Source organism: Pseudarthrobacter defluvii (genome assembly GCF_030323865.1).
Taxonomy (GTDB): domain Bacteria; phylum Actinomycetota; class Actinomycetes; order Actinomycetales; family Micrococcaceae; genus Arthrobacter; species Arthrobacter sedimenti.
In genome coordinates this window covers 3,909,420-3,934,091 of record NZ_CP066362.1, presented here as the reverse complement: position 1 = coordinate 3,934,091, position 24,672 = coordinate 3,909,420, and the positions used below count along the sequence as shown (strand labels likewise).

At 65.2% G+C, this 24,672-nt stretch carries 23 protein-coding genes; 9 read left to right on the top strand and 14 right to left on the bottom strand.

All coding sequences use genetic code 11. From position 1 onward, the window contains the following. Nucleotides 1-130: 130 nt before the first annotated feature. Nucleotides 131-1,042: a LysR family transcriptional regulator gene (locus JCQ34_RS18280; protein WP_286400177.1), complete on the top strand. Its 912-nt coding sequence runs from the start codon at nt 131-133 to the stop codon at nt 1,040-1,042. 85 nt (nt 1,043-1,127) lie between these two features. On the opposite strand, the gene dctA is transcribed toward JCQ34_RS18280, so the two are convergent. Beyond that, nucleotides 1,128-2,438, bottom strand: a complete 1,311-nt coding sequence (gene dctA / locus JCQ34_RS18275; protein WP_286400175.1) for a C4-dicarboxylate transporter DctA — start codon at nt 2,436-2,438, stop codon at nt 1,128-1,130. A gap of 56 nt (nt 2,439-2,494) precedes the next feature. Then, nucleotides 2,495-3,637, bottom strand: a complete 1,143-nt coding sequence (locus JCQ34_RS18270; RefSeq protein ID WP_286400173.1) for a PrpF domain-containing protein — start codon at nt 3,635-3,637, stop codon at nt 2,495-2,497. 128 nt (nt 3,638-3,765) lie between these two features. Between JCQ34_RS18270 and JCQ34_RS18265 the strand changes: the two genes are divergently transcribed. Then, nucleotides 3,766-4,671 carry a LysR family transcriptional regulator gene (locus JCQ34_RS18265; RefSeq protein WP_286400171.1) on the top strand — a complete coding sequence of 302 codons (906 nt, stop codon included), beginning with the start codon at nt 3,766-3,768 and terminating at the stop codon, nt 4,669-4,671. 40 nt (nt 4,672-4,711) lie between these two features. Here the strand turns inward: JCQ34_RS18265 and JCQ34_RS18260 are convergent, their stop codons facing one another. From JCQ34_RS18260 to JCQ34_RS18240, 5 genes are all read right to left on the bottom strand, one after another. Next, nucleotides 4,712-5,680: a serine hydrolase domain-containing protein gene (locus JCQ34_RS18260; protein WP_286400168.1), complete on the bottom strand. Its 969-nt coding sequence runs from the start codon at nt 5,678-5,680 to the stop codon at nt 4,712-4,714. 70 nt (nt 5,681-5,750) lie between these two features. Beyond that, entirely contained in the window at nt 5,751-6,869 is a 1,119-nt protein-coding gene (locus JCQ34_RS18255; RefSeq protein ID WP_286400165.1) for an ABC transporter substrate-binding protein, read from the bottom strand. Between the two features lie 33 nt (nt 6,870-6,902). Then, on the bottom strand, nt 6,903-8,684 hold the full coding sequence (locus tag JCQ34_RS18250; RefSeq protein WP_286400163.1) for an ABC transporter permease: 1,782 nt from the start codon (nt 8,682-8,684) through the stop codon (nt 6,903-6,905). After that, on the bottom strand, nt 8,681-9,778 hold the full coding sequence (locus JCQ34_RS18245; RefSeq protein ID WP_286400160.1) for an ABC transporter ATP-binding protein: 1,098 nt from the start codon (nt 9,776-9,778) through the stop codon (nt 8,681-8,683). Before JCQ34_RS18245 ends, JCQ34_RS18250 begins: the two co-directional genes overlap by 4 nt. Before the next feature lie 39 nt (nt 9,779-9,817). Further along, nucleotides 9,818-10,909: a PrpF domain-containing protein gene (locus JCQ34_RS18240; RefSeq protein ID WP_286400158.1), complete on the bottom strand. Its 1,092-nt coding sequence runs from the start codon at nt 10,907-10,909 to the stop codon at nt 9,818-9,820. Nucleotides 10,910-11,228: 319 nt separating this feature from the next. On the opposite strand from JCQ34_RS18240, the gene JCQ34_RS18235 reads away from it, so the two are divergent. From JCQ34_RS18235 to JCQ34_RS18220, 4 genes are all read left to right on the top strand, one after another. Then, entirely contained in the window at nt 11,229-11,897 is a 669-nt protein-coding gene (locus JCQ34_RS18235; RefSeq protein ID WP_286400156.1) for a GntR family transcriptional regulator, read from the top strand. Between the two features lie 80 nt (nt 11,898-11,977). Next, nucleotides 11,978-13,480: an FAD-dependent tricarballylate dehydrogenase TcuA gene (gene tcuA, locus JCQ34_RS18230; RefSeq protein WP_286400155.1), complete on the top strand. Its 1,503-nt coding sequence runs from the start codon at nt 11,978-11,980 to the stop codon at nt 13,478-13,480. 43 nt (nt 13,481-13,523) lie between these two features. Next, a complete protein-coding gene (locus tag JCQ34_RS18225) occupies nt 13,524-14,159 on the top strand; it encodes a GntR family transcriptional regulator (RefSeq protein ID WP_286400153.1) in 636 nt (211 codons plus the stop codon). Between the two features lie 330 nt (nt 14,160-14,489). Continuing rightward, nucleotides 14,490-14,951: a hypothetical protein gene (locus JCQ34_RS18220; RefSeq protein ID WP_286400151.1), complete on the top strand. Its 462-nt coding sequence runs from the start codon at nt 14,490-14,492 to the stop codon at nt 14,949-14,951. Here JCQ34_RS18220 and JCQ34_RS18215 read toward each other — a convergent pair. From JCQ34_RS18215 to JCQ34_RS18190, 6 genes are all read right to left on the bottom strand, one after another. Beyond that, nucleotides 14,893-15,171, bottom strand: coding sequence for a YciI family protein (locus JCQ34_RS18215; RefSeq protein WP_286400149.1), 279 nt, complete (start codon nt 15,169-15,171; stop codon nt 14,893-14,895). The two genes, JCQ34_RS18220 and JCQ34_RS18215, sit on opposite strands and share 59 nt — an antisense overlap. A 77-nt stretch (nt 15,172-15,248) precedes the next feature. Then, complete coding sequence (locus tag JCQ34_RS18210) at nt 15,249-16,763, bottom strand: glycoside hydrolase family 32 protein (RefSeq protein ID WP_286400147.1); 1,515 nt, start codon at nt 16,761-16,763, stop codon at nt 15,249-15,251. A 21-nt stretch (nt 16,764-16,784) separates the two neighbouring features. After that, entirely contained in the window at nt 16,785-17,696 is a 912-nt protein-coding gene (locus tag JCQ34_RS18205; protein WP_286400145.1) for a carbohydrate ABC transporter permease, read from the bottom strand. 8 nt (nt 17,697-17,704) lie between these two features. After that, entirely contained in the window at nt 17,705-18,634 is a 930-nt protein-coding gene (locus JCQ34_RS18200; protein ID WP_286400142.1) for a carbohydrate ABC transporter permease, read from the bottom strand. Then, on the bottom strand, nt 18,631-20,091 hold the full coding sequence (locus JCQ34_RS18195) for an extracellular solute-binding protein (RefSeq protein ID WP_286400139.1): 1,461 nt from the start codon (nt 20,089-20,091) through the stop codon (nt 18,631-18,633). Before JCQ34_RS18195 ends, JCQ34_RS18200 begins: the two co-directional genes overlap by 4 nt. Before the next feature lie 107 nt (nt 20,092-20,198). Continuing rightward, nucleotides 20,199-21,242, bottom strand: coding sequence for a LacI family DNA-binding transcriptional regulator (locus JCQ34_RS18190; RefSeq protein ID WP_286400136.1), 1,044 nt, complete (start codon nt 21,240-21,242; stop codon nt 20,199-20,201). 155 nt (nt 21,243-21,397) lie between these two features. Between JCQ34_RS18190 and JCQ34_RS18185 the strand changes: the two genes are divergently transcribed. The 3 genes from JCQ34_RS18185 (at nt 21,398) to JCQ34_RS18175 (ending at nt 23,589) form a co-directional block, all read left to right on the top strand. Continuing rightward, nucleotides 21,398-21,886: a nucleoside deaminase gene (locus JCQ34_RS18185; RefSeq protein WP_286400134.1), complete on the top strand. Its 489-nt coding sequence runs from the start codon at nt 21,398-21,400 to the stop codon at nt 21,884-21,886. Nucleotides 21,887-21,980: 94 nt separating this feature from the next. Next, entirely contained in the window at nt 21,981-22,910 is a 930-nt protein-coding gene (locus JCQ34_RS18180; protein WP_286400132.1) for an intradiol ring-cleavage dioxygenase, read from the top strand. A gap of 154 nt (nt 22,911-23,064) precedes the next feature. Further along, nucleotides 23,065-23,589, top strand: coding sequence for a YbhB/YbcL family Raf kinase inhibitor-like protein (locus tag JCQ34_RS18175; protein WP_286400129.1), 525 nt, complete (start codon nt 23,065-23,067; stop codon nt 23,587-23,589). Nucleotides 23,590-23,722: 133 nt separating this feature from the next. Here JCQ34_RS18175 and JCQ34_RS18170 read toward each other — a convergent pair whose 3' ends face one another. Beyond that, nucleotides 23,723-24,655 carry a 3-keto-5-aminohexanoate cleavage protein gene (locus JCQ34_RS18170; protein WP_286400127.1) on the bottom strand — a complete coding sequence of 311 codons (933 nt, stop codon included), beginning with the start codon at nt 24,653-24,655 and terminating at the stop codon, nt 23,723-23,725. Nucleotides 24,656-24,672 lie beyond the last annotated feature (17 nt).

Sequence of the window (24,672 nt, the reverse complement as noted above, 5' to 3'; positions counted from 1 at the left end):
AGTTGATTGATCCCGTCCCATCCCCAGTGTCGGTGGTCTGGCGAGTGCTCGTGCCGGCCTTCTGCCTTGGCCTGAACTGTGAACGTAGAATTGTGCAAGGTATTGGAAGTTTTACTTCAAGGGTTCAGCGATGCTTAACGTAAAAAGACTGGAATTGCTTCTTGATGTCGTCGAACTGGGATCGGTCACCGCTGCGGGAGCCAAACACGGATACTCCCCATCGGGCGTTTCCCAGCAGCTGAGGCGGCTTGAGGCGGAAGTAGGGCAACCACTGCTGCAGCGGCACACCAGGGGAATGGTGCCTACTGAGGCCGGCCACGTCCTGGCGTCGCATACCCGCCGGATCCTTCGGCAGTTGGCTGCGGCGGAGTCGGACCTGGCGGGAATCGCGGGGTTGGGCCGCGGCTCAGTCACCATGGGAACCTTCCCCACTTTGGGCGGTTCCTTCCTGCCGCTGGTCATCAGCCGCTTCAAGAAGCAATACCCCGCCATCGAGCTGCGCGTGCGCAGCAGCCGCTTTGAGGAACTCGTTGAGATGCTCGAAAACGGCCAGGTGGGGCTGTCGCTGTTGTGGGACTACGAGTGGGACAGGATCCAGCCGGAAACCTTCGCCCTCACCACTGTCTTTGAGGATGCAACCGTCCTGATCGTCGGTAAGGAGCACCGGCTTGCCCGCCGCAAGCAGGTGGCTATGGCCGACCTCTCGGCGGAGGAATGGATAGTGCGTGGGGACGAGCATCCCGTCGTTGAAGTACTGCATAGAAGCTCCGAGGCTGCGGGATTCACCCCGCGCATTGCCTTCGAGGCGAACGACTATCAGGAAGCCCAGGCGATGGCCAGCGTTGGGCTGGGGATCGCACTGGCCCCGCGGACGGCCGTCGTAAACAAACATCCCGGCGTGAGCATCCTCTCCCTTGGCGCCAGTGCGCCGTCCCGCCGGATCCTCCTGGCGCACCGCCACGAGAGGGTCCGCGCTGCCGCGGAGATTGCCTTCCAGGGCACGCTCCTGGACGTCGCCAAGGATCCGGGCGCGGCCTTCTAGTTCCGGACCGCGCCAGGCAAAAAACTGCCCGGGACCCCTGATGGGGTCCCGGGCATTCAGTGGGAGGTGGTGGCCTGCCCGCCGGCTAGTGTGCCAGGGCGGGCTCGGCCAGCTGCACCTTTTCCGCCTCGGTGGGCACGAAGCCCGCCTGGAGCTCGGAGCGGAGCTTGGCCATGTCCAGCTCGCCCTGCCACTTGGCGATTGCCACGCAGGAGACGATGTTGCAGACCGTGCTGGTGAGGGCGCGGGCCTCGCTCATGAAGCGGTCGATGCCAACGATGAGGGCCACGCCGGCCACGGGCAGGGTGGGCATAACCGTCAGGGTGGCCACCAGGGCCACGAAGCCGCTTCCGGTGACGCCGGCCGCACCCTTGGAGGTCAGCAGCATCATGCCGAGCATCAGCAGGATCTGGCCCCAGCTGAGGTGGATGTCGCAGGCCTGGGCGATGAACATGGAGGCCAGGGTGAGGTAGATGGCCGTGCCGGTCAGGTTGAAGGAGTATCCGGTGGGGACCACCAGGCCTACAACGCTGCGGTCGCAGCCGATCCGTTCGAGCTTGGACAGCAGGCGCGGCAGGACCGGTTCGCTGGAGGACGTGGCCAGGACGATCAGGAATTCGTCCTTGAAGTAGCGCAGGATCTGCCACAGGCTGAAGCCGGTCACCTTGGCCAGGATGCCTAGGCCCACCGCCACGAAGACGATGCAGGCGGCGTAGAAGGCAAGGATCAGCATGCCGAGGTTGCCGATGGAGTGGGCACCGTACTTGCCCACGGTGAAGGCCATGGCGCCGAAGGCACCCAGGGGAGCTACCTTCATGATGTAGCCGAACATGATGAAGAGCAGCTTGTTGAAGCTGTTGACCACGTTCAGGGCCAGCTGGCCCGGTGCGCCGAGCTTGCTGAAGGCGAAGCCGCAGAGCATGGCGATGACCAGCACGGGCAGGACCTCACCGTCGGCGAAGGCGCCAACGAACGTGGTGGGAATGATGCTCAGGATGAAGTCCACAGGGTTGCTGCTGGGCAGCTGAGTGGTGTACTTCTGCGCCACCGAGGAGTCCAGGTGCGTGGGATCGATGTGCATGCCCGCCCCGGGCTGGAACAGTGTCACCGCGGCCAGGCCCAAGGCCAGGGCGAGTGCGGTCAGTGCGTAGAAGAGGCCCAGCGACCGGATCAGGGTGGGGCCCACCTTCTTGGTGTCCCGCAGGGAGGTGATGCCTCCCACGATGGTGCAGAACACGATGGGGGCGATCATGAACTTCACGAGTTTCACGAAGCCGTCGCCGATCGGCTTGAGGGAGGAACCGAGGTCCGGCCACAGTGCGCCTACAACGACGCCGAGGGCGACTCCGATGAGTACCTGGACATACAGGTGTCCGAGGATGGATTTGATCTTCATTGAACAACTTCCTGGTTGGTGCGGCCCCTTAATAATGGGGCAAAGAGATGGGGGTTTTAGGCGGACAGCTCGGCGGCCGGGGCCACATCGATGTCTGCGGTGGCGATGTGGCGGGCTGCCCGGTGGAGGGCCACTTCGCTGACAGCGCCGGTGTCATCGGTGATGATTTCGGCGGTGATCACGCCGGCGGGCGTCCCGACCCGCAGCAAGCGGGGGGTTCCGGTGCCGGTGGAGGGCGATTGGCCCGCCGCGGCGGCTACCACCGATGACGGCTGCGAGGCCGCCAGGGCGACTGCCACCGCTGAGGTGAGGCCGATGGCCGGGTGCGGCGCGAGCATGGACAGCATCCGCACCCGCACGTCGTGGCTGCCGGCGCTGATGGTTGTTCCGTCCGCGGCGGTGTAGTCGCCGGCAGGAGCCACGACCCCGACTTTCGGGACCGCGTTCTGCGGCGGATCCTCGGGCTTCCGCAGCCCCATGATGAGGCCGGCTGATGCCCGTGCCGCGATGAGGTCCGGCAGTTGGGCGGCGAGGTTGTCCGTCATTGAGGAAAGATCGACGCCGGCCTGGTCGGCTGCGAGGAGCACGGCAGGGGCGCCGGCGTCCACCATCGTTGCGTCCAGTGTCCGGCCGTTCACTTGGAGCTGCTCCACCGGGTTGCCGGTAGGCAGGAGTGCACCGGTGTTCTGGCCCCAGGGGCCGTGGAACGAGAGGCTGACGGGAACACCGGCCGCGCTGCTGCCGGGAACCCGGGCCAGGCCGGACTTGGGAATGCGGCCCCGGGGGGTGGGAACCGCCCCGCTGAGGACCGCGCCGGAAGTGACGTGGCGCATGCGGACCTTGGTCATGCCGTCCCGGGCGGGAACGATGCCCGTCTGGACTGCGAACAGGGCTATGGCGGTGGCGCAGTTGCCGCAGTTGGAACCCAGCTCAACGGTGGGGTCACCAATCCCCACCTGGGCGAAGAGGTAGTCGAGGTCTGCTTCGCCGCCGGGGGTTGCCCAGATGACTGCAGCCTTTGACGTGGTGGATGTTCCGCCGCCCACGCCGTCCAGCTGCCGCGCATCCGCTGCGCCGAAAGCGGCTGACAGCAGTGCGGGGATGTCCTCGCGGGTGGGGGCGTGGAGGGCCACGTCCCTGGCATCGAAGAGCCAGCACTTGCTGGTGCCGCCCCGGTACCAATGTCCTTTGAGTCCCACTGTATTTCTCCCTCGTAACTTTCAGGTGCTCTACTTCACAGCACCTTGTACTTCTACGATCCGGGATGAGAGCCTTCAGCACAATCGCAAATAAATGGACAACTATCTACTTTTGCTAAACTCAGTGCATGGCAATCCTCGATCTCCACCGGCTCCACGTGCTCCGCGAGGTGGGCCGGTCCGGCTCCCTGACCTCCGCTGCGGCCGCCCTTTCCTTCACCACCTCGGCCGTCTCGCAGCAAATCGCGAAACTCGAGCAGGAGATGGGCGTGGTGCTGATCGAGCGCCACCCCCGGGGCGTGGTGCTCACCGAAGCGGGCCACGCCCTGCTGCACTATGCCGATGACATCGACAGGACCGTGGAAGCTGCCCGCGCCGAAATGGGGGAGTTTGCGGGCCTCCGGCGGGGCCAGCTCCGGCTGGGGACCTTTCCCACCGGCGGGGCTTCCCTGATGCCGGACGTGGTGCTGGCCTTTCGTGCCCGCCATCCGGACGTGGCCGTGACCGTGGTCAGCGCCCGCCGCGACGGCCTGCTGGAGCGGTTGCGGCGGAGGGAAATCGAACTGACGCTGCTGTGGGACTATCCCTGGCAGCAGATCGAGGACCCCGACCTGGCACTGGTCCGGCTGACCAACGATCCCACGGTGCTGCTGGTGCCGCGGGAGCACCCCATCGCAAAACTGGGCTCGGTCCGCATCGGCGCCTTGAGTGACCAGGAATGGGTGGTGCGCGACGAGCACCCCGTGGCCGACGTCCTCAGCCGGGTATGCCGGGACGCCGGGTTCGAGCCGCGGATCGCCTTCGCCGCCAACGATTACCAGGAGACCCAGGGCATGGTGGCCGCCGGCATCGGTATTGCCCTGGCTCCCAGGCTGGCGCTCACGGCCCTGCGCCCCGATGTGGTGGCCGTCCCGCTCGCCGGGGCACCGAAGCGGCGCATCCTCCTCGCCCACTTGGAAAACCGGAGGCTGAGCCCCGCCGCGCAGCAGGCAACCAAGGTATTCCGGTCCATCGCCAAGGGCGCGGCTTCCTGACGAAGGCCGGTGCCGCCGTCGTGCATGGTCTTTAAGACGCCTACCGGGCAAGGGGACCGGCCACCAGCGCGCGGGCCAGGTCCGTGAATTCGGCGTGCGTGACCGGAGCCGGGGACGCCGCCGGGGCACCTACGGCGCGGGTGTTCCGGGCGATGGCAAAGCGGTCGCTGACGAAGCGGCGGTGGACGATGACGCTGCCGATGGCCGGCAGGACCAGGAGGAACTGGCCGTAGTTGCCCGCCGCCAGGAACGCGCCCTCCCATTGGGGGCCGGTTTCCCGGGGCAGCCACCACAGGTAGCCGTAGTCGCAGGTGCCGAAACCGGTGGCCGGCGCCATGTCCGCGCGCCTCACGTGCGGTGCCAGGCTTTCCCTGACCCACTCCCGGTGCACAAGCTGCCGGCCCTCCCATTGCCCGCCGGCCGCCATTAGCAGCCCGATCTTGGCCAGGTCCCGGGCGGAGAGGAAGAAGTGGTAGGCCGGAAAAGCGGACTTTCCGGGGTCGCCGAGCATCCGCTGGCGGCGGGGGTCGTAGTCGCTCAGCCCCAACGGACCGGCCAGGTACTTCTCGAACGCCTCGAAGACGGTCAGGCCGCCGGCCTTCTCGAAGATGGCGCCCGCGGCGTTGAAATCCCAGTTGTTGTAGACGAAGTACTGCCCCGGCGTCTTCGTGCCGCGTGGCGGAAAGGCGTCCTCATCACTGCCGGGGCTGGACGGTGGGTGGTAGACCCCCGACCGCGACGTCAGGAGGTGGCGGAGCCTCGCTGTCTTCTCGAGGGGGAGCAGGCTGCCGGTGTCATCGATCCCCAGCGCGCCCAACGTGTCATCCAGGCTGACAGTGCCGGCTTCCACCTGGATGCCGAAGAGGATGGAGAGCAGGCTTTTGCGCACCGAGGCGACGTAGCTGGCCCGGGCGGTGTCGCCGAGTTCAAGGACGGTTGCCCCATCCCGGAGGACCAGCAGGGCTGTGGTGTTCCGGGGGACAGGCAAGGCGGGGTGCGGGGAGGTCACGGGGCTCCTGGGGTATAAAAAACGTGCCTGGGGACCCGGCGGCTGCCGGGTCCCCAGGCACGGGAGGGATTTACTTGGTGTAGCCGAACACCTGGTTCCACTTGGCCAGGTCGTCCTTGCCGTAAGTGGTGGCGTCGCTGTTCTGCATGCGGTAGACCTTGCCGGAATCGACGGCGGGGAGGGTCACACCCATGATGGTGGGCGGTGCCACGTCGGTGCGGACCGGGTATTCACCGATCTGCGCGAAGACCTGCTGGCCCTGCTTGGAAAGGTTGTAGTTCATGAACACCTTGGCGGCTTCCACGTTCGTGGCTGTGCCCGTCATGCCCAGGTAGTAGTCGTAGGAGACCAGGCCTTCCTCCGGCACGATGAACTTCACGGGAGCCTTGTCCTGCACGGCCGAGATGTTGGTGCCGCTGATGGTGACCGTGCCGACGGCGACTTCACCGCGGGCCAGGGCGGTGGCTTCAGCACCCAGGGAGTCGTAGATCTTGGGCTTCTGCGCCGCATACTTGGCGAAGTAGTCGCCGCCCATCTTGGTTTCCATGAAGCGGTTCAGCGCAGCGGTGCTGCCGCCAGAGCCGCCCTGGACGATGCCCAGCTTGCCCTGCCACTTGCCGCCGACGGCGTCTGCCCAGGACTTGGGGGCATCAGCTTCCTTCACCAGCTGGGTGTTGTAGCCCAGGGTGTACACGGAGTTGAACATGCGCGTGAACTGGCCGCCGTCCACGGAGACGTCCTTGAGTGCGGAGGCGCCGGGGACGTCGTAGGCCTTCCAGACCTTGGCGTCCTCCATGGACTTGGCGATCCGGTAGTCGGAGGTGCGGATCACGTCGGCGCTGAGCTTGCCGGCACCCTGTTCGGACAGTACGCGTTCGGAGAGTTTGTTCGGGGTGAGCCGGACGACGTTGACCTTGATGCCGGTGTCCTTGGTGAAGGCGTCCACCAGGGCGCTTTCGGAGGAATCGGTGTAGCCGGAGTAGAGGGACAGGGTTTGGGTCTTGGCCTTCTCGTAGGTGGCCTTGTCCGCGATGGATTCGCCGTTGATCACCAGGCCGTTGTCGGTGTTCACGGCCGCGGTGGCCGTGACGACGCCGGCGCTCTGGGCGGCGCTTCCACAGCCGGTCAGGCTGAGGGCCAGGAGCACTCCGGCGGCGGTGAGGGCGGGGAGTTTGGACGCTAACTTCATTGTGGGTGTCCCTTTCAAAGGTGGGGTGGAAGGTCAGTTCTTGGTCTTGCGTTCGCCGCCGACTTTTTGGGCGATGACGGCGAGGATTCCGATGACGAGGCAGTACAGGACGCTGACGGCGGCAGCTGCCTGGCTCTGGCCGTTGTCGAAGTTGTCGAACACGAGGATGGACAGGATGCGGGTGTTGGAGGTGAACAGGAAGATGGAGGCGCTGAGCTCACGCATGGAGAGCATGAGGAACAGCAGGAAGGAGGACATGATGCCCACCCGCATCAGGGGCAGGGTGACGTCCAGGACGGACCTGGTCCGGCCGGCGCCGAGCATCACGGCGCTGTCCTCGAGGTCCTGGTCCATCTGGAGCATGGAGGCGGAGACGCCGCGGTAGCCCTGCGGCATGAACACTGCCACGCAGGCGACGGCGAGGATCGCCAGGGTGCCATAGATGGGCAACGGAAGCAGCAGCCAGGTCCAGAGCAGTCCGATGCCCATGACGATGGCGGGGACGGCCAGCGGGGTCATGGCCACCAGTTCGATCAGGCGCCCCACCTTGGACTTGGTGCGGTACCGGATGTAGGAGGCGATGAAGCTGAGGGTTGTGCCGGCGAAGGCCGCGATCAGGGCCACCAGCACGCTGTTCTTCAGGGCGAGCTGGAAGTCGTTGGAGCCCAGGACCTCGCCCAGCTTGGCGAAGCTGAGGGCATTCGCCTCCAGTAGCTGGGACATCGAGGACACGAACGGGGTGGCCTGCATCGACGCGGCCAGCAGGGCGAGCATGGGCAGGACCACGGACACTGCGAAGTAGGCCAGGGCAATGATGGTGAAAGGCCAGCGCATCTTGCGCAGAGGCACCTGGCGGGGACGGTTGCCCTTGCCGGTCATCGTGGTGAATTTGCGCTTGTTGATGATGCGCTGCTGGATGAGCGTCACGGCCATCAGCGCAACCGTCAGGATGACGGCGACGCTGGCGGCCTGGTTGCTCTTGGCCGGTGTGGCGCTCATCAGGCGGTAGATATAGGTAGGCAGCGTGTCCACGCCGGCCGGGTTGCCGATGACCTGGGCCACGGGGAAGTTTTCCATCGTCAGTGCGAAGACCAGGACGGCGGAGCCCAGGATGGCCGGCAGGGCCAGGGGCAGGGTGACGGTCCGCAGCATGGTGCGCAGCGGTGCGCCGTGGACGGTCGCAGCCTCTTCGAGGTCGGCGTTCATCATCGACAGGGAGCTGTGCAGCAGCAGGAAGGCGTACGGGGCGTAGAAGATTCCCAGCACGAAAACCAGGCCCGGAAGGCTGTAGATGTTGATCGCGGCATCAATGCCGAGGTCCCGGAGGAAGATGTTGATGTAGCCGGCGCTGGGCGAGCACAGCAGGGACCAGGCCAGGGCGCCGACCAGGGCCGGGATGAACATCGGGGCCATGCCGATGAAGAAGATGAACTTCCGCCACGGCGCATCGGAGCGGGCGCAGACAAAGGCCAGGAACGCACCGATCAGCAGGGCGATGACGGCCGAGCCTGCTCCCACCATGAGCGAGTTGACCAGAGCCCCGAGTGCCTCCGGGGTGGCCAGCAGTGCCAGGTTGGACAGCGTCAGGCCGCCCAGGGAGATGCTGCCGGGCCGCGGGACGCTGTCGGAGAAGGCTGCCAGCAGGACCAGGGCGAGCGGAAGCACAATGAGGATGCCGAGGATGACCAGGACGATCAGGCCCGGCGTGTTCTTCCGCAGGCCCGCAAGGGTCCGGGCAGAGCGGTAATCCTTGGGTGCGGGCTTCGGTGCCGGGCGGGTCTCGGCCCGGCTGGTCGCTACGGTCTTGAGGCTCATGCGAGGACCTCTGCCGGCAGGATCTGGACTTCACGGGGGTTGACGGTCACCCAGACGCGGTCCCCGACCTTGTGCTGTTCGCCGCGCTTGAGCCCGCCCAGGGCGTCCAGCTCGGGCCCTGATTCCAGCTGGATGGCGTACCGGATGTCGTTGCCCTGGAATCCGGCCACCCGCACGGTTCCCGGCCACGAGTTGGGGTGTTCCGTTGGCGCGGCCGTGATCTGCAGGTCCTCGGCGCGGATGCACACCTTGGGGGAGGTGCCCGCATCGGCGGTTGCCTGCGCCGATTGGACGGTGAGCTCACTGTCGGTGATGCGTGCGGTAGTGGACGCCGCGGCCGTGCCTTCCGGGGTGCAGTCCATGATGTTGGAGACGCCCAGGAAGTGGGCGATCGAGGCACTGGCGGGCGCCTCGTACATATGCTGCGGGGCTCCCATCTGCACAATCCGGCCGCCCTGGAGCAGGGCGATCCGGTCTGCCAGTGCGAAGGCTTCGTGCTGGTCGTGGGTGACGTACACGCAGGTGAGACCCAGCTGGAGCTGGATTTCACGCAGTTCCACCCGGAGCCGGTCACGCAGGCGGGCGTCGAGGTTGGAGAGCGGTTCGTCGAGCATGAGCACGCTGGGCCGCATCACCAGGCTGCGCGCCAGGGCGACACGCTGCATCTGGCCACCGCTGAGCAGGCTGGCGCCGCGGTCTGCGTAGGGCTCCAGACCGACCAACGTGAGGGCCTCCATGACGCGCTCATCGATTTCGCTCTTGGGAAGCTTCTTCTGCTTGAGGGAGTAGGCGACGTTCTGGGCCACGGTCATGTGCGGCCACACGGCGTAGGACTGGAAGACCATGCCGACGTTGCGCTTGTTCGGTGGCAGGTTGATGCCCTTTTCGGAGTCGAAGACCACCACGTCGTCGATGATGATGCGCCCCGAGGTGGGCTCCTCCAGACCGGCGATGCAGCGCATCGTGCTGGTCTTGCCGCATCCCGATTGGCCCAGGAGGACGAGCGCTTCGCCGTCCTCGATGTCGAGGTTGAGGTTCTCAATGGCAGTGAAGCTTCCGTACTTCAGCTGCAGGTTTTGAATGCTGATCTTCATGGCTGATTCCTTGGCTGGGTTTTTCCGGTAGGGGTTACTTCAGTCATTTGGCACCAGGATGGTGCTTTCGCTGATGACGCGGGCCGAGCGTTGAAAGGAGACCTCAGCCGGATCGGCTGCATCCAACGCCAGTGTGGTCTTGCCGTTCAGCAGATGGATGGACAGTCCGGCCTCGGCTGCCGGAACCATGCTGCGCCGCACTACGCTGCCTTCCGTCCCGGAAGCGGCAGCGACGGCGACGGCGCTGGTGAGCCCGATGGCGGGGTGCAGCGCGCTCATCGAGATCATCCGGGCTGACACTCCGGTTGTTCCGTCGGGCGGAGGCCCCACGACGCCCACCTTGGGGATGGAGCTGAGGTTCTGCGGAAGGTTCATCTTGCGGGCAGCCGCGGCACGCAACTGCGGTGCAATCCGGACCAGCGCCTCCAACGCTTCCTCACTGCCCGTCGCGTCCAGTCCCAGGTCCCGTGCATCGAAGAGCGCAGCCGGGGCACCCGCGTCGATCAGTGTCGCCTGGTACCGCCGTCCGTCAACGTCGATTTCATCAAGGGCCTTGCCGGTAGGGAACTGTGCTCCGTAGCTGGACCACGACGTCTTCTGGAAAACGACGTCGATGGGGACGCCGGGGTAGTGCTGGCCATCGAGCCGGCGGCCGCCGTACGCCGGAACCTGCGCGCCCGGTGTCGGGATTTCACAGATGAGGCGCAGTCCGGTGACCGTGTTCAGGATGGGGACCCGGGTGACGTCGCCGGTGGGGGTGACCAGCCCGGCGTGGAGTGCATAGAGCCCCAGTGCGGTTGCGCAGTTTCCGCAGTTGCTGGCCCATTCAACCGCTGGTTTATCGATGGCAACCTGCGCGAACCGGTAATGCACGGTTCCGTCCGGGCCGGTGCCACCCACGGTGATTGCCTTGCTGGTGGTTGAGGATGCGCCGCCCACCCCGTCGATTTGGCGAAGGTCCGGTGAGCCGAAGGTGCGGATCAGGAGCCGTTCGGTCTCCTGGGGGTCCGCGGGAAGGTCCTCGTCACGGAAGATCCAGCATTTGCTGGTACCTCCGCGGACCAGGGTTGCCGGGACTGCGGTGACGGGAAGGCTGCCTGCCTGCGGTTCTTCCCTGAATAGAAGCGTCATTGATTCTCCTGAAAACACCGAACCGCCGTGTGCAGCTGGTGGATAAATGTTCAGAGCCGCACGATCTGGAATCCGGAAACCCCTAGTCTGTATGGCGTTTGTCACAAACGGTATACCGTCGGAGTGACTTAAGCAACAGATTGGGAATTGTTGAATACAGATCTGCTTCAACAGCGTGCAGCCCCGCTCCATCGCGTGCTGCTCATCGTGCACGGTGTTCACAGCCGCGCGAAACGGTATGCAGTGCGTTAGAATTGCGGCTAAAGGTATGGCGCTGTTTGCGTCTTGCCGCTTGTTCCATGAAGACCGGAGGCCGCCCGTGGCGTCGCAAGCTGAGACAAGCCCCTACCTGATGATCAGGAACGCCATCATCTCGCAGGAGCTGCCTCCCCGTGCCCAGCTGGTGGAAAGCGCCCTGGCCAAGAAGTACAACGTCTCCAGGACTCCCATTCGCGAAGCGTTGCGCCGCCTCGAAACGGAGGGCTTGGTGGAGCGTTACGGGTCACGGATGCAGGTGCGGGAGTACCGGCCGGAGGAGATGCTGGACCTCTACGAAGTCCGGACCTTCCTCGAGGAAGCGGCCGCCAAAACCGCCGCCCTCCGGCATACGGACATGGACCTGATGCTCATTGACCGTGCGCACCAGGCCATGGTCACCCTCGACTTTGATGCCGCCACTCCGGCTGAGCTGGCCGCCGCCAACCGCACCTTCCATGAGCGCATCTGGGCTGCCAGCCACAGCGCAGCGCTCCTTGACCTGCTGGACCGGATCCTGGTGCACTTCATCCGCTACCCCGGCACCACGCTTTCCACCAGGGAGCGGTGGGACCGGGTGCTGAAGGAGCATGAGGAACTGCTGGTGGCCATCCGCGCGCGGAACGCGGAGGAGGCCGGCCGCATTGCCAGCGCCCATATGGACGAGGCGAAGAACATCCGGATCCAGATGTACATCGACGCGCAGGAAATCAGCCCTCCGCGCCTGGGCTAGCCGCAAGGCCCCACACCTCCGTCCGCTCCTGCGCACCCGAAAAAGGCAGCAACCACCTCATTGCATCCAACGGCATACCTATGTATACAATCGTGTACAGCGATGGAGCTGAGGAGATGATGATGAACAAGAGCGATGTTTTGGTAGTTGGCGGCGGCAACGCCGGATTCGCGGCAGCACTTGCGGCCGCCGAGCGCGGTCGCAAGGTTGTCCTGCTGGAAAAGGCCCGGGAAGCCGCATCCGGCGGCAACAGCTTCTACACCGCCGGCGCCACCCGCATCTCCCATGACGGGCTCGGGGAGGTCATTGAATTCGTGGAGCCTGATGACCGGCACGCCGTCACCGAAGTCCCCGCTTACACCGCTGCCGAATACCTCGCCGATCTGTCCAAGGTCTCCGAAGGCCGCAACGACCCCGAACTGTCCGCCGTCCTGGTCAGCGAAAGCAACCCGACGCTGCGCTGGCTCCAGGGCATGGGACTCAAATACCGCCTAATGTATGAACGCCAGGCATACCGCACCCAGGACGGAGGATACCTGTTCTGGGGCGGCCTGCACGTGGGCAACGTGGGCGGCGGCAAGGGGCTCATGGCCGACCACCGGGCAGCCGCGGAGCGCATGGGCGTGGAGGTCATCTACGACTGCGCAGCCACCGGCCTCATCCAGGAGGACGGCCGTGTAAGCGGGGTCCGGTACCGCACCTCAACCGAAGAGGGCGAGTTCCGGGCTGAGTCTGTAGTCCTCGCGTCGGGAGGCTTCGAGGCATCGCCTGAACTGCGTCGCGAGCACCTGGGTGAGGGCTGGCAGAACGCGAAAGTACGCGGCACGCCCGGCAACACGGGCGAGATGATCCTCGCTGCCCTTGAAGCCGGGGCGGCCAAAGGCGGGGACTGGTCCACCTGCCACAGCGTCGCCTGGGACGCCTGGCACCCGGAGAACGAGGGCAACCTGGAACTCACCAACCAGCTCACCCGCGGCGGGTACCCGCTGGGCATCGTGGTAAACACCGAGGGCAAGCGGTTCGTGGACGAAGGCGCCGACTACCGCAACTACACCTACGCGAAGTACGGCCGCGACATCCTTGCCCAGCCGGGCTCGGCCGCCTTCCAGATCTTTGACGCCTCCTCCCGCCCAATGTTGCGGGCCGAGGAGTACGACATGCCTGGAGTCTCGGTGGTTACCGCGCCCACCCTGGCTGAGCTGGCCCAGAAAGCCGGCATCAGCCCGGACGGCCTGGAGGAGACGGTGCAGGGCTTCAACAACTCGATCGCTGAGGACGCGCCGTTTGACCCCAACGTCAAGGACGGACGCCGTGCCGACACCCAGCCCCCGAAGAGCAACTGGGCCCGCAGCATCGCCACCGGACCGTTTTACGCCTTCCCCGTTACCTGCGGCATCACCTTCACCTTCGGCGGCCTGAAGACTGACACCTGGGGCCGCGTGCTCACCGAAGACGCGGAGCCGCTCGAAGGGCTCTATGCCTGCGGGGAAGCGCTGGGCGGGCTGTTCAGCGGAAACTACCCCGGCGGCTCCGGGCTTGCGGCAGGCGCGGTCTTCGGCCGCCGCGCCGGCTCAATCGCCTAGACGCCAACACAGCAGTCCCACAAGCAAAGGAAAAGAGGAAAACGTGGCCAGTCCCGTCCATCAGCGGCTTCGCGAAGACGTTCTCGCCAGTGTCTTTGCGCCTGACGAGCCGCTCACGGAAGCCAAGCTCACCGAGCGGTACGGGGCATCCCGGACGCCCGTGCGGGAAGCCCTGCAGCGGCTGGAGCAGGACGGGCTGGTGGAAAGGCGCGGCAAAGCGGTGGTTGTCCGCACGCATTCGGCCGAGGAGATCATCGACATCTATGAGTCGAGAATCATCCTCGAGCAGGCCGCCGCGGCCAAGGCCGCCGTCAAGGCCACCGCCCTGGACCACCAGCTGCTCAAGGGACTGCTGCTGCAGATGCAGCAGCTGGATCCCACCGACGGCCGGGCGCTCGCAGAAACCAACCGCGCCTTCCACGCGCAGCTGTGGCACGCCACGCACAGCCCGTCGCTGATCGGACTGCTGGAACGCCTGGACCAGCAGGTGCGCCGGTACACCCTGACCACGCTTACCTACCCCGGCAGGTGGCCGGCAGTGCTGGCGGACTACGCCGCCATGCTGGCCGCCATCGAGGACGGGGACTCCGGGCGCGCCGGGGAGATCGCCGCCCACCACATGTCGGACGCTTTGGCCATCAGGCTGAAGATGTACGCCGAAGATCCCAGGACGCTTTAGGCCGCATTGGCGGCCCCGAGGCGTTCCTTTTCAAGCCCGCCGGCAGATGTTCCTGCATACTCCATCGCAACAGGTAACCCGAAAGTCGGGCGCAGGACATTCGCCGGCGCAAGAGGTGGGGCAGGCTCCAATGAGCCTGCTCCACCTTGCCTTTCCCCTCAGCCAGCCATGGTCCAACGTACGACGACGGCGGGCAGGTGAGTACCGCCGTCGGCCCTTCCGGGGGTGCTTCCGCTGGGAGGAACTCCCCGGGACACAAGGCTCTGGCGGTGCAAGGCCGGCCGAACTATGCTCGCTCGCAACACCCAGCACGTCGTGAAGGGATTAATGATGAAACTAAGCCACATTCCCCTCCGCCTGGCCACCGGAGCTTTTATTTTCAACGCCGGCTACAGCAAGCGGAACCTGGACAAGGACAGCGCCGCTCGACTGCAGGGCATGGGGGCCAAGGTGTACCCGCAGGTGGCCCGGTTGGAGCCGGAAAAATTTGGCAAGCTTCTTAGCTATGCCGAGATGACCCTGGGGGCAATACTCCTGGCGCCGTTCGTGCCGAGCAGGCTGGCGGGGCTGGGCCTTGGTATCTTCTCCGGGTCCCTCCTGACCATGTACCGGAGGATTCCGGAAATGACCCTGGAGGACGGGATCCGGCCCAGCCAGCAAGGCACCGTACTGGCAAAGGACATCTGGATGTTCGGCATTGCCCTGGCGCTGATCCTGGACCGGAAGGGTTCTCCTATGCGGGGTGCACAGCGTTCCACTCCAGGAGCCGCGCGTCGGCCAGCCCTTCGGTGACGAAAGGGTCGCCGGCGACGAACCGTTCCGCTTCCTGGCGGGACGTGAAGATGCCCATCGAGCTGGCGGCCGGGTCGGGGTCCTGGAACGGGCCGAGGGCAACGAGGCCTCCGCCGTCTGCGTGGAAGGCCTGGTAATAGGCCTTGTGGCGCGGGTAGATCTCCATGATCCTGGAGCGATCCACGCCCTCACGCACGGTGTACAGCACAACGCATTCCATGCGCCCGAACTTACCACTTGAAGTGTGCGTGGGGGCCTGAACGCCGAGGGCGCCGACCTCGGTGATTAGGTCGCCTCCTACTCGAGCTGCGTGACCTGAAGGCTGCTGATCGTCGCTGTACCACCCACGGCGAAGACCGCGAGGTCGGTGCTGTCCTCGGCCGGGAAGATCAGTTCAGTCATGGTGACCTGGCCGCCCTGGGCGAACACTTCTATGGAGCAGCGGTCAACGAAGATGCTGAGGTCGTAGGAACCGGACGTTGACCGGACGGGCGCGGTGTCGACGGAGGGGAAGGATTCGTGGAAGTCAGTCTGCCCGGACTGCCGCCGATCGACGAACAGTCTGCCTTCGTCCGGCCGGATGCCCACATGGGTGCCCTTGGCGCCGTCCCCCCGCAGGACAAGTCCGAATTCCTTAGCACTTCCGGGAGCGAAGCTGACATCAATGCGCTGAACCGTGCCTGCCGCGCCCGGCAGCACCTGCTCGCCGTCGTCAATAGTGGTTTCAGCAAGGGAGAAAGGCTCCTGCGTCACCAATGCAGTCCAGTCGCCTGCGGGTCGCTGGACCAGGCACAGGTTTCCGTCGATGGTCTGAAGGGAGACTTCGCGGGCCAGGCTCATGGGGCTGCGCCAGGGTGTGGTCGGGATGTGGTTGGCGTACTCCCAGTTGTTCATCCACCCGATCATGAGGCGACGGTTGTCCGGGGCGTCGTTGAAGGAGACGGCTGCGTAGTAGTCCCGGCCCCAGTCCAGCCAGTGGTAGGCGCCGTGGTCGTCAGGGCTGTGGAGGCCCGCGGTCTCCGCACTGGTGGAGGTGAATGAAGTTCCGTCGAAGTCGCCAATGAAGTATTGGCCGGCCGACCCGCGGTTGGGGCCGCCAGGGTTGAGGTTCACGGTCAGCACCCACTTGACGTTTTCCGGGTCGCCGTCCAGAGGCAGCGGGAAAAGGTCGGGGCATTCCCAAATGCCGCCGGTGGCGTTCGCGGGGCCGAAGCTACTGAGGAATTCCCAATTCTTCAGGTCTTCGGACTTGTAGAACACCACCTTGAAGTCTTGCGCCTCAACGGCGACCATCACCCAGCAACTGCCCTCGCCGCCGTCGTACCGGATGACTTTAGGGTCGCGGAAGTTGGCTGACCGGCGGTCCAGTACGGGGTTGTTGGCGTGTTTTGTCCAGGTGTAGCCACCGTCCAGGCTGTACGCCAGGGACTGGGCCTGGATTCCCTCGTGCTCGGAGCCCGGCTTGTAGGCGCTGGTGTAGATGGCCACGAGCGGGGCAACGGAACCGGTGCCGAAGCCGCTGGTGTTGGTCCTGTCATAGACGATGCTGCCGGAAAAGATGTCTTCGTTGTCGTCGCAGGGGATGGCGACGGGGTGTTCGGTCCAGGCCAGCAGGTCCGTGGATGTCGCGTGTCCCCAGGACATGTTGCCCCAGACGTTGCCCAGCGGGTTGTTCTGGTAATAGAGGTGGTAGACGCCGTCATGGAAAATCAGGCCGTTGGGGTCGTTGAGCCAGGTGTCCCGGGCTGCGTAATGCAGGGCAGGCCTGTAAATGTCGGTGGCTGCGGCATTGTTCGTCGTGAGGGTTTCCATGGGTTCCTTTGGAAGTCTGGGCTATTTGCTGGCGCCGGCCGTGAGGCCTTCCCGCAGGGTTCGTTGACCGAAGATGAAGACGACCAGTGCCGGCAGCATGGACAGGATTACGCCGGCGAGGACCACGGAGATGCTGCCGGTGCCGAGGTTGCCTTGGAGCGTGACCAGGCCGAGGGGAAGGGTGAAGTTCTGTTCGCTGATCGTCAGGATCAGTGGCCGGAAGAACTCGTTCCAGTGGAAGTTGAAGGCAAGGATCCCGACGATGGCCATGCCGGGGACCGCCAGGGGGACGTAGACCGACTGGAAGATCCGCCATGGTCCGGCACCGTCCAGGGCGGCTGCTTCGGCGAAGTCGTTTGGCAGGCCCAGGAAGTACTGGCGCATCAGGAAGGTGCCGAATGCTGTCGGAATAGCCGGCAGGATCAGGGCCAGCAGGGTATCGGACAGGCCCATGCCCCGGATCAGCATGAACACCGGGACGATAGTGACCTGCACCGGGACCATCATGGTGGCCAGCACCAGCGAGAAGATGGCGTTCTTGCCGCGGAAGTCCAGGCGGGCGAAGGCGTAGCCGGCCAGGGTGGCCGACGCCATCTGGCCAAGTGCGATCAGCCCGGTCACCAGGGCGCTGTTCAGGACCAGGAGGCCGACGTTGATCTGCTTGAACACCTCCTGGTAGGCGGTGAAGTCAGGGTTGATGGGCAGAAACGACGGCGGCAGGTTGAACGATTCCGACGGCGTCCGCAGCGAGGTGGACAGGGTCCACAGGACAGGGCCGAGGGTCAGCGCCGCTGCCACGGCCAGGGCGGCGTACCTTCCGATGGTGCCGGCTGCGGGCAGGCGGCGGGTGCGGTACGGCTTGGGGGTGGCGGGCGGTTCGGCGGTGGAACCGGAATGCTTGCCGGTCCTGGTCTGCAAAGTCTGGCTGGACATGGGGGGCCTCACTGGTAGAAGACGAAGCGGCGGCTAAGGCGGAATTGGAGAGCGGTGACGGCAAGGATCAGCACGGTGAGCACCAGGCCGATTGCAGAGGCTTTGCCGAACTCCAGCTGCTGGAACGCGGATTCAAAGATCACCATGACGGCGGTCCTTGTGGAGTCGCCGGGACCGCCGTTGGTCAGGACGTACGGCTGGTCGAAGACCTGCAGGGCACTGATGATGGCCATGACAGAGGCCACGAGCACAGTGGGGCTGATCAATGGAAGAGTCACATTGCTGAACTGTTTCCAGCCCGTGGCGCCATCCAGGTTCGCTGCTTCGTGCAGTTCTTTCGGGATGTTGGTGAGGGCGCCGAGGAAGAGCAGGAAGGAGAACCCGAAGTTCTGCCAGACGTAGACCAGGACAACGACGGCGGCAGACGCCGTGGGACTTGTCAGCCACGGCACAGCGGGAATCCCGACGAGCGACAGGAGCCAGTTCACCACGCCGAACTGTTCGTTGAACATGTACCGCATGAAGATGGACACCGATGCGGCGGACAGGACCAGCGGGAAGAAGAAGGTGGAACGGAGGAACACCCTCAGCCAGGACGGCATCCTGGCCTGCAGCATGGAGGCCAGGCCAAGCGCGATGCCCAGTTGAAGGATTACTGCAACAACTACGAACCCGATGGTGTTCAGGAAGGACACCCGCACGGTGGGGTCCTGTGCCAGTGCTGCGAAGTTGGCGAAACCGACGAACTGCGGTGCGGAGATGATGTCCCAGCGGAAGAAGGCCAGGACCAGCGAAGCGATGATCGGCAGGAACGTGAACAGGGCCATCCCGAGCACTGTGGGAGCAAGGAAGATCCTGGCCAGCCATCGCTCGACAAAGGAGCGGCGCACGGCCGGTGGTTTCACGGTTTGCCGCGGGGCGGCGGAAGTGGTGGTCATGAGTTCCTCCTCAGAGCCAGTTCAAGGTCACGCTGCAGGTTGCCCATGGCTGCCCGCACATCGGCGGAGCTGCCGCTGACTGCGGTGGAGACGTTCTTCATCAGGGCAGTCTCGACGGCCGCCTGCTGCGGCGGCGCGGGGATCGGACCGGAGGTGGGGAACCTGTCCAGGGTGTCGTAGAAGACCTTCCAGTGCCGCGGCCCGGTGGCTGCGTAGAAGGATTCGTTGACCATCGAACGGCGGGTGGGCGTGGTGTTGGGCTTGGGAATGGCCAACTGCATCGCTTCGCGGCTGGAGCAGAACTTCACCCATTCCCACGCCGCGTCCTTGTCTTTGGCCGTGCGCATGATCGCGTAGCCGGCAGCGCCGAACTGATGGCGCTGGGTCCGCCAGCGGGGGAAGAACTGAACGTCGAATTGATCGGCGGTCATCCCGGCCTCGTGCAGGCCCTGCGCCCAATAGCCACCGGCCGGCGTGGTGCCGATGCGGTTGTTGCCGAACAGGCCCACCAGGGCGTTTCCGCCGCCGGATTCGGGACGGACGCCGAGTCCTTCGGCCACCAGTTCGCGCAGGTAGTCGAAGGTTTCGACAACCCGCCCGTCCTCGGCGTTGGGGGCCAGCCACTGATACCCGCCGCCGCGGGTGCTCCGGGCAGGATCGTTTGCGTAGAAGCGGTCCCAAAGCCAGTCCCCGCCGGGAGCCTTCGTTTCGGACAGGAAGCTGGTGTCATTGGCGTAAAGCCACGGCACGACGCCGCCGAAAAGCCGGTTGGTCCAGTAGTACGGGGTGAAGTCAGCCGGGCGGGCCTTGCGTAGGGCCCGCAGGGTGGCGGTGAAGTCGTCCTTCGTCCAGTCGTCTTTTGGCCGCTCAAGCCCGGCCTGGGCGAAGGTGGTGGTGTTCAAATACATGTTCGCCGCGTTCCAGTCCAGTGGAAGCTGGTAGAGGCTTCCCTGGTACATGAAGGCTTCCAGCAGGCTCGGGTGGACGTCGGCAAAGTAATCGCTCATGGCGGCGGCATCCCGGCGGACATAACTGTCTAGAGGCTCGGCGAGCTTGTCGGCAAAGAGCTGGGCGCCTTCGGTGGCTACATAGACGACATCCGGCGGCGTTCCCGCGGCCACCATGGTCAGGATCTTGGAAAAGAAGTCCTTCCAGTCCGCACCCTGAATGGCCTGCAGTTGCACCGGGATGTCGGGGTGCGCGGCGGTGAAGGCCTGGATGAGGCCCTGGCGTCCCGCGGCATCCGCTGCCGTCCCCAGGATGGCGATGTTCAGGGCCTTGCTGCCGCGGCCCGGGATATCGGCGCCAGTCAGTCGGGGCCACGCCCCCACGGTGGCTCCCGCCAGGGCGAGTCCGCTCAGGCCAAGCATGGACCGGCGGGTGAGTTGTGAGAGTTTGCTGCTGGACGGCAGCGGATGCGAAGGGGCTGGTTGCCCCGGTGTCTTTTCAGACGTCATTGTCGGCTCCTCCTAACACGTGTTAAGTAGATTAGAAGCGGCACCTAACACGTGTCAAGGGATTTTTTTACTCAGCTGACCCCGTTGGTGCGGGAGCCGCCGTCGTCCTAGGAAGAAGGGGGAGCGCCGGTGGATGCCCGGGTGATCACCCGGCAAGGCACCAGGAGGATTTCGCCCTCATCCTTTTCTGCTTCGGGCGCTTTCCCCTCAACCTCATCCAAGAGCATGGACATGGCCGTTTCTCCGATTTCGGCGTGCGGAAGTGCCACGGTAGTGAGGGCGGGAACAAGGTTGGCGGCCACGTGCTGCTGATCGTCGTATCCCACAACGGACAGGTCCTGCGGTACACGCAGTCCTGCGGATGCCGCAAACAGCAAAACGCCGGTGGCCACCCTGTCGTTGGAGCAGATGATCGCCGTCGGCCGGTCTTCGCCGCCCAGGACGGCAGACGCAGCCCGGTAGCCGTCGTCAATGTCCCAGCCGGTCGGGTGGACACGTTGTTGCTCGCGGCCCAGTCCCGCCGCTTCCATCGCCTCGCGGTACCCCTGTTCGCGCTGCGGGGCAGCAGGCGAGCTGAGGGTCCCGGTCAGCAGGGTGATGCGGCGGTGGCCCAGGTCGATCAACAGCTGTGCGGCGGCGCGCCCGCCGTCCACCTCTGCCGGGATGACCGAGCGGAACGGGGAGGCGGCGTCAGTGCAATTGGCAAGGATGGCCGGCAGAGTGCGCATCGTAGTAGGGGTAGTTACTTCGCGCAGGCTGCCGGTGGCATACATGATGCCGTCCACCTGCCGGTGTACCAGCTGCTGTGCTGCAGTGCTTTCACGGGACACGTCGTGCTCCGAGTCAATGACAAAGAGCATGTATCCACGGGTCAGGGCCGTGCGTGAGGCGCCACTGATCAGCCGGCCGGCGAACGGGCTGGTGACGATGTCGTCCGTGATGACGCCGATGGTTGACGTCTGCTGGTTGCGCAGGCTCAAGGCGACTGAATTGGGTGTGTAATCCAGCTCAGCGGCAGCGCGGAGGACGCGCTCTTGTCGTTCCGCCGTGACATTGCCCTGAGCCCTGCCATTAAGCACCAGCGATACAGCGCTGCGGGACACGCCCGCGCGCTTCGCCACGTCCAGTGCGGTCGCCTTACGTTTCGCCATGCTCATCCCCTTGCCTCTCGGACCAGCTTAGCTAACTCGTGTGAGGCACTTTTACCGAGGCCCGGCGCCTTCGCTCGTTTCGTGCTTGGCGACTCGATACTCATCGACCGACGAATTCTCCGCAGGGTCATGAGACCGCATGCAAGAATGACCGCATGACGCACCCCAATGAGCCGTCCGCCTCGGCAGGAGCCGCACCCTTCGACCCCGCTTTCGAGGCCGCTTACCAGGCTGCGCAAAAGAGCCTCGACGAGGGCGGCATTCCGATTGGGGCCGCGCTTGCCCGTGACGGTGTGGTCATCGCGAGCGGCCACAACGAACGGGTCCAGAGCGGCGACCCCATAGCGCACGGGGAAATGTCCGCTCTCCGCGCCGCAGGCCGGCAGAAGAGTTACCGGGACACCACGCTTTACACGACGCTGGCTCCCTGTGCCATGTGCACGGGAACCATCATTCAGTTCAAGATCCCGCGCGTGGTGGTGGGTGAGGCGCGAACGTTCGACGGCGAGTTCGACCTTTTGCGGTCACGTGGCGTTGAGGTGGTGGTCCTGGACGATCCGCGGTGCGTGGAGATGATGCGGACGTTCCAGGAGGACAACCCGGATCTGTGGGCAGAGGACATTGCGGAGGAACCCGCCGGGTAGGGGCCGGTGCTCGCCGGCACCGTCCAGCCGACTCACAGCCAGGGCACAGCAGCGAACGGTCCGGGCCATAGCCTCGTGCGGTTTTGTTGGAGCCATGACCACATCACGCACACACCGCCAGCCCGACGTCGACCAGCCGCATCCCGACCACGACCGGGGGCTGGAGTTTGACTTGAACACCTTGGTGAGCCGCCGCTCGCTGGGGTTGTTCCTCGGTCTAGGCGGGGCCGCCGCCGCGCTCGCCGCCTGTGCCCCGGCCGGAAACACCGGATCCACTTCTTCTGCGACCTCCACGGCTACCAGCGCAGCCTCGTCCGCAGCAGGCTCCTCCGCGGCTGCCTCTGCCACGGACGCCGCCACTGCCACCCCGACCCTCACGCGGGCCATCGCTGAGTGCGGCGTGGAAATCCCACAGGAAACCGCGGGCCCGTATCCCGGCGACGGCTCCAACGGACCGAACGTCCTGGAAGCGTCCGGAGTGGTGCGCCGGGACATCACCGCGAGCTTCGGAAGCGCGTCCGCCAAGGCGGAGGGCGTTCCGCTGACGTTCACGCTGACCCTCCTGGACAACGCCAACGGCTGCGCCCCGATGGCTGGTGCCGCCGTGTACGCGTGGCACTGCGACAGGGACGGGAAGTATTCGATGTACGACTCGAGCCTGAAAAACGAAAACTATCTCCGCGGCGTGCAGGAGGCGGATGCCAATGGACAGGTCACCTTTACGTCGATCTTCCCGGCGGCCTACTCCGGGCGCTGGCCGCACATCCACTTCGAGGTGTTCGAGTCGATGAACAACGCAACGGCGGCCGGGCAGGTCCTGGCTGTTTCCCAGATCGCGCTGCCGCAAGCCGCCTGCGACGACGTGTACGCCGCTCCGGGGTACGAGCGCAGCATCACGAACATGAGCCGTACTTCGCTGAAGTCGGACAACGTGTTCGGCGACGACGGCGGCATCTACCAGCTGGCAACGATGACGGGTTCAGCTGCCGCCGGCTACACGGCGGGGCTTAACGTGACCATCTAGGACGACACGGCCCACGCGGGCTACGACCGCGGCGGGGTGGGCCCGCCGTCGAACTCATCCACTTAACTGGGCGTTAGAGTGTGCAGCAGGCAACCCGTTCCAACCGCGTTGTGCTTGCAGTTCCCATCCCGATGTCAGGAAAGGTAATAAAGAGATGTCCCACGATCCGTATGCCGCACTTCCCCAGCTTCCTGAATTCTCCTTGTCCAGCACCGATATCCAGGACGGGCAGGCGCTCCCCGCGGCCCAAGCGAGCGGGAAAATGGGAGTCGAGCGTGGAGAAGACCGGTCGCCGGCACTTGCCTGGGAGGGGTTCCCGCCGGAGACCAAAAGCTTTGCCGTGACGGTCCTGGACCCGGACGCTCCCACCGGCAGCGGGTTCTGGCACTGGGCAGCCTTCAACCTGCCGGCGTCCACTACCTCCCTTCCGTCGGGTGCTGCCGAGGCCGGCCTGCCCGGGCCTGCGGTGCAACTGATGAACGACGCCGGCTTCAGGGGCTTCGTCGGCGCGGCTCCTCCCGAAGGACACGGTCCCCACCACTACCACTTCGTGGTGCACGCAGTGGATGTGGAACAACTCGACATCCCTGCCGATGCAAGCCCCGCCTACCTCGGCTTCCAGCTCTTCAGCCACGCCATTGGACGGGCCAGGCTCACCGCCACTTTTGAAATCCAGTAAGGGAAGATCCGGCCACATTCTCTGGCACAGTCGGAGAAGGTGTTGCCAGGAAGACCCTCCCGCTGGAAGGGCCGACGACGGCGGCAAGGTGAGTGCCGCCGTCGTACCTTCCGTGTGGGCCACGGCGTACCGGTCAGAATCCGACGCTGTCCCTGCCCTTGAGGCCCAGCATCTGGCGGGCTTCATCGGGTGTGGCAATCTCGAAGTTGAGTGCTTCGAGAATGGTGCGGATGCGGGTGACCTGTTCGGCGTTTGAGCGTGCCAGCTGGCCTGGCCCGATCCATAGGGAGTCCTCCAGCCCCACCCGGACGTGGGAGCCCATGGCTGCGCCGATGGTGGCAAGCGGCATCTGGTTCTTGCCGGCGCCAAGGATGGACCACTGATAGTCGTCGCCCAGGAGCCGGTCCGCGGTGCGCCGCATGTGCATCAGGTCCTCGGGGTGTGCGCCGATGCCGCCGAGCAGGCCGAAGACGGACTGGACGAACAGCGGTCCCTTGGCCAGGCCGCGGGCGTGGAAGTGGGCCAGGTTGTTCAAATGGGAGATGTCGTAGCACTCGAACTCGAAGCGTGTCCCGTTGGCATTGCCGATCTCCAGGATGGTCTCGATGTCCTGGAACGTGTTCTTGAAAACCAGGTCGCGGCTTTTGACCAGCCCTTCGCGTTCCCACTCGTGGGTGAAGTCCTTGAACCGGTCCAGCATCGGGTAGAGCCCGAAGTTCATGGACCCCATGTTCAGCGAGGCGAGCTCGGGCTTGAACAGGGCCGCCGGCTGCATGCGTTCTTCGACGGTCATGTGCGGTGACCCGCCGGTGGTGATATTGATGACCGCGTCGGTGTTCCGCTTGAGCTTGTCCAGGATGGGCTCGAAGTGCTCGGGATTCTGCGATGGGCGCCCGTCCCGTGGATCGCGGGCGTGCATGTGCACGATCGCGGCTCCTGCCTCAGCGGCGCCGATGGCCGCATCAGCGATTTCCTGGGGTGTGACGGGCAGGTGTTCGGACATGGAGGGGGTGTGGATGGCGCCGGTAACGGCGCTGGTGATGATGACCTTGCGTGTTGCTGCCATGGGACGTTTCCTTTCGG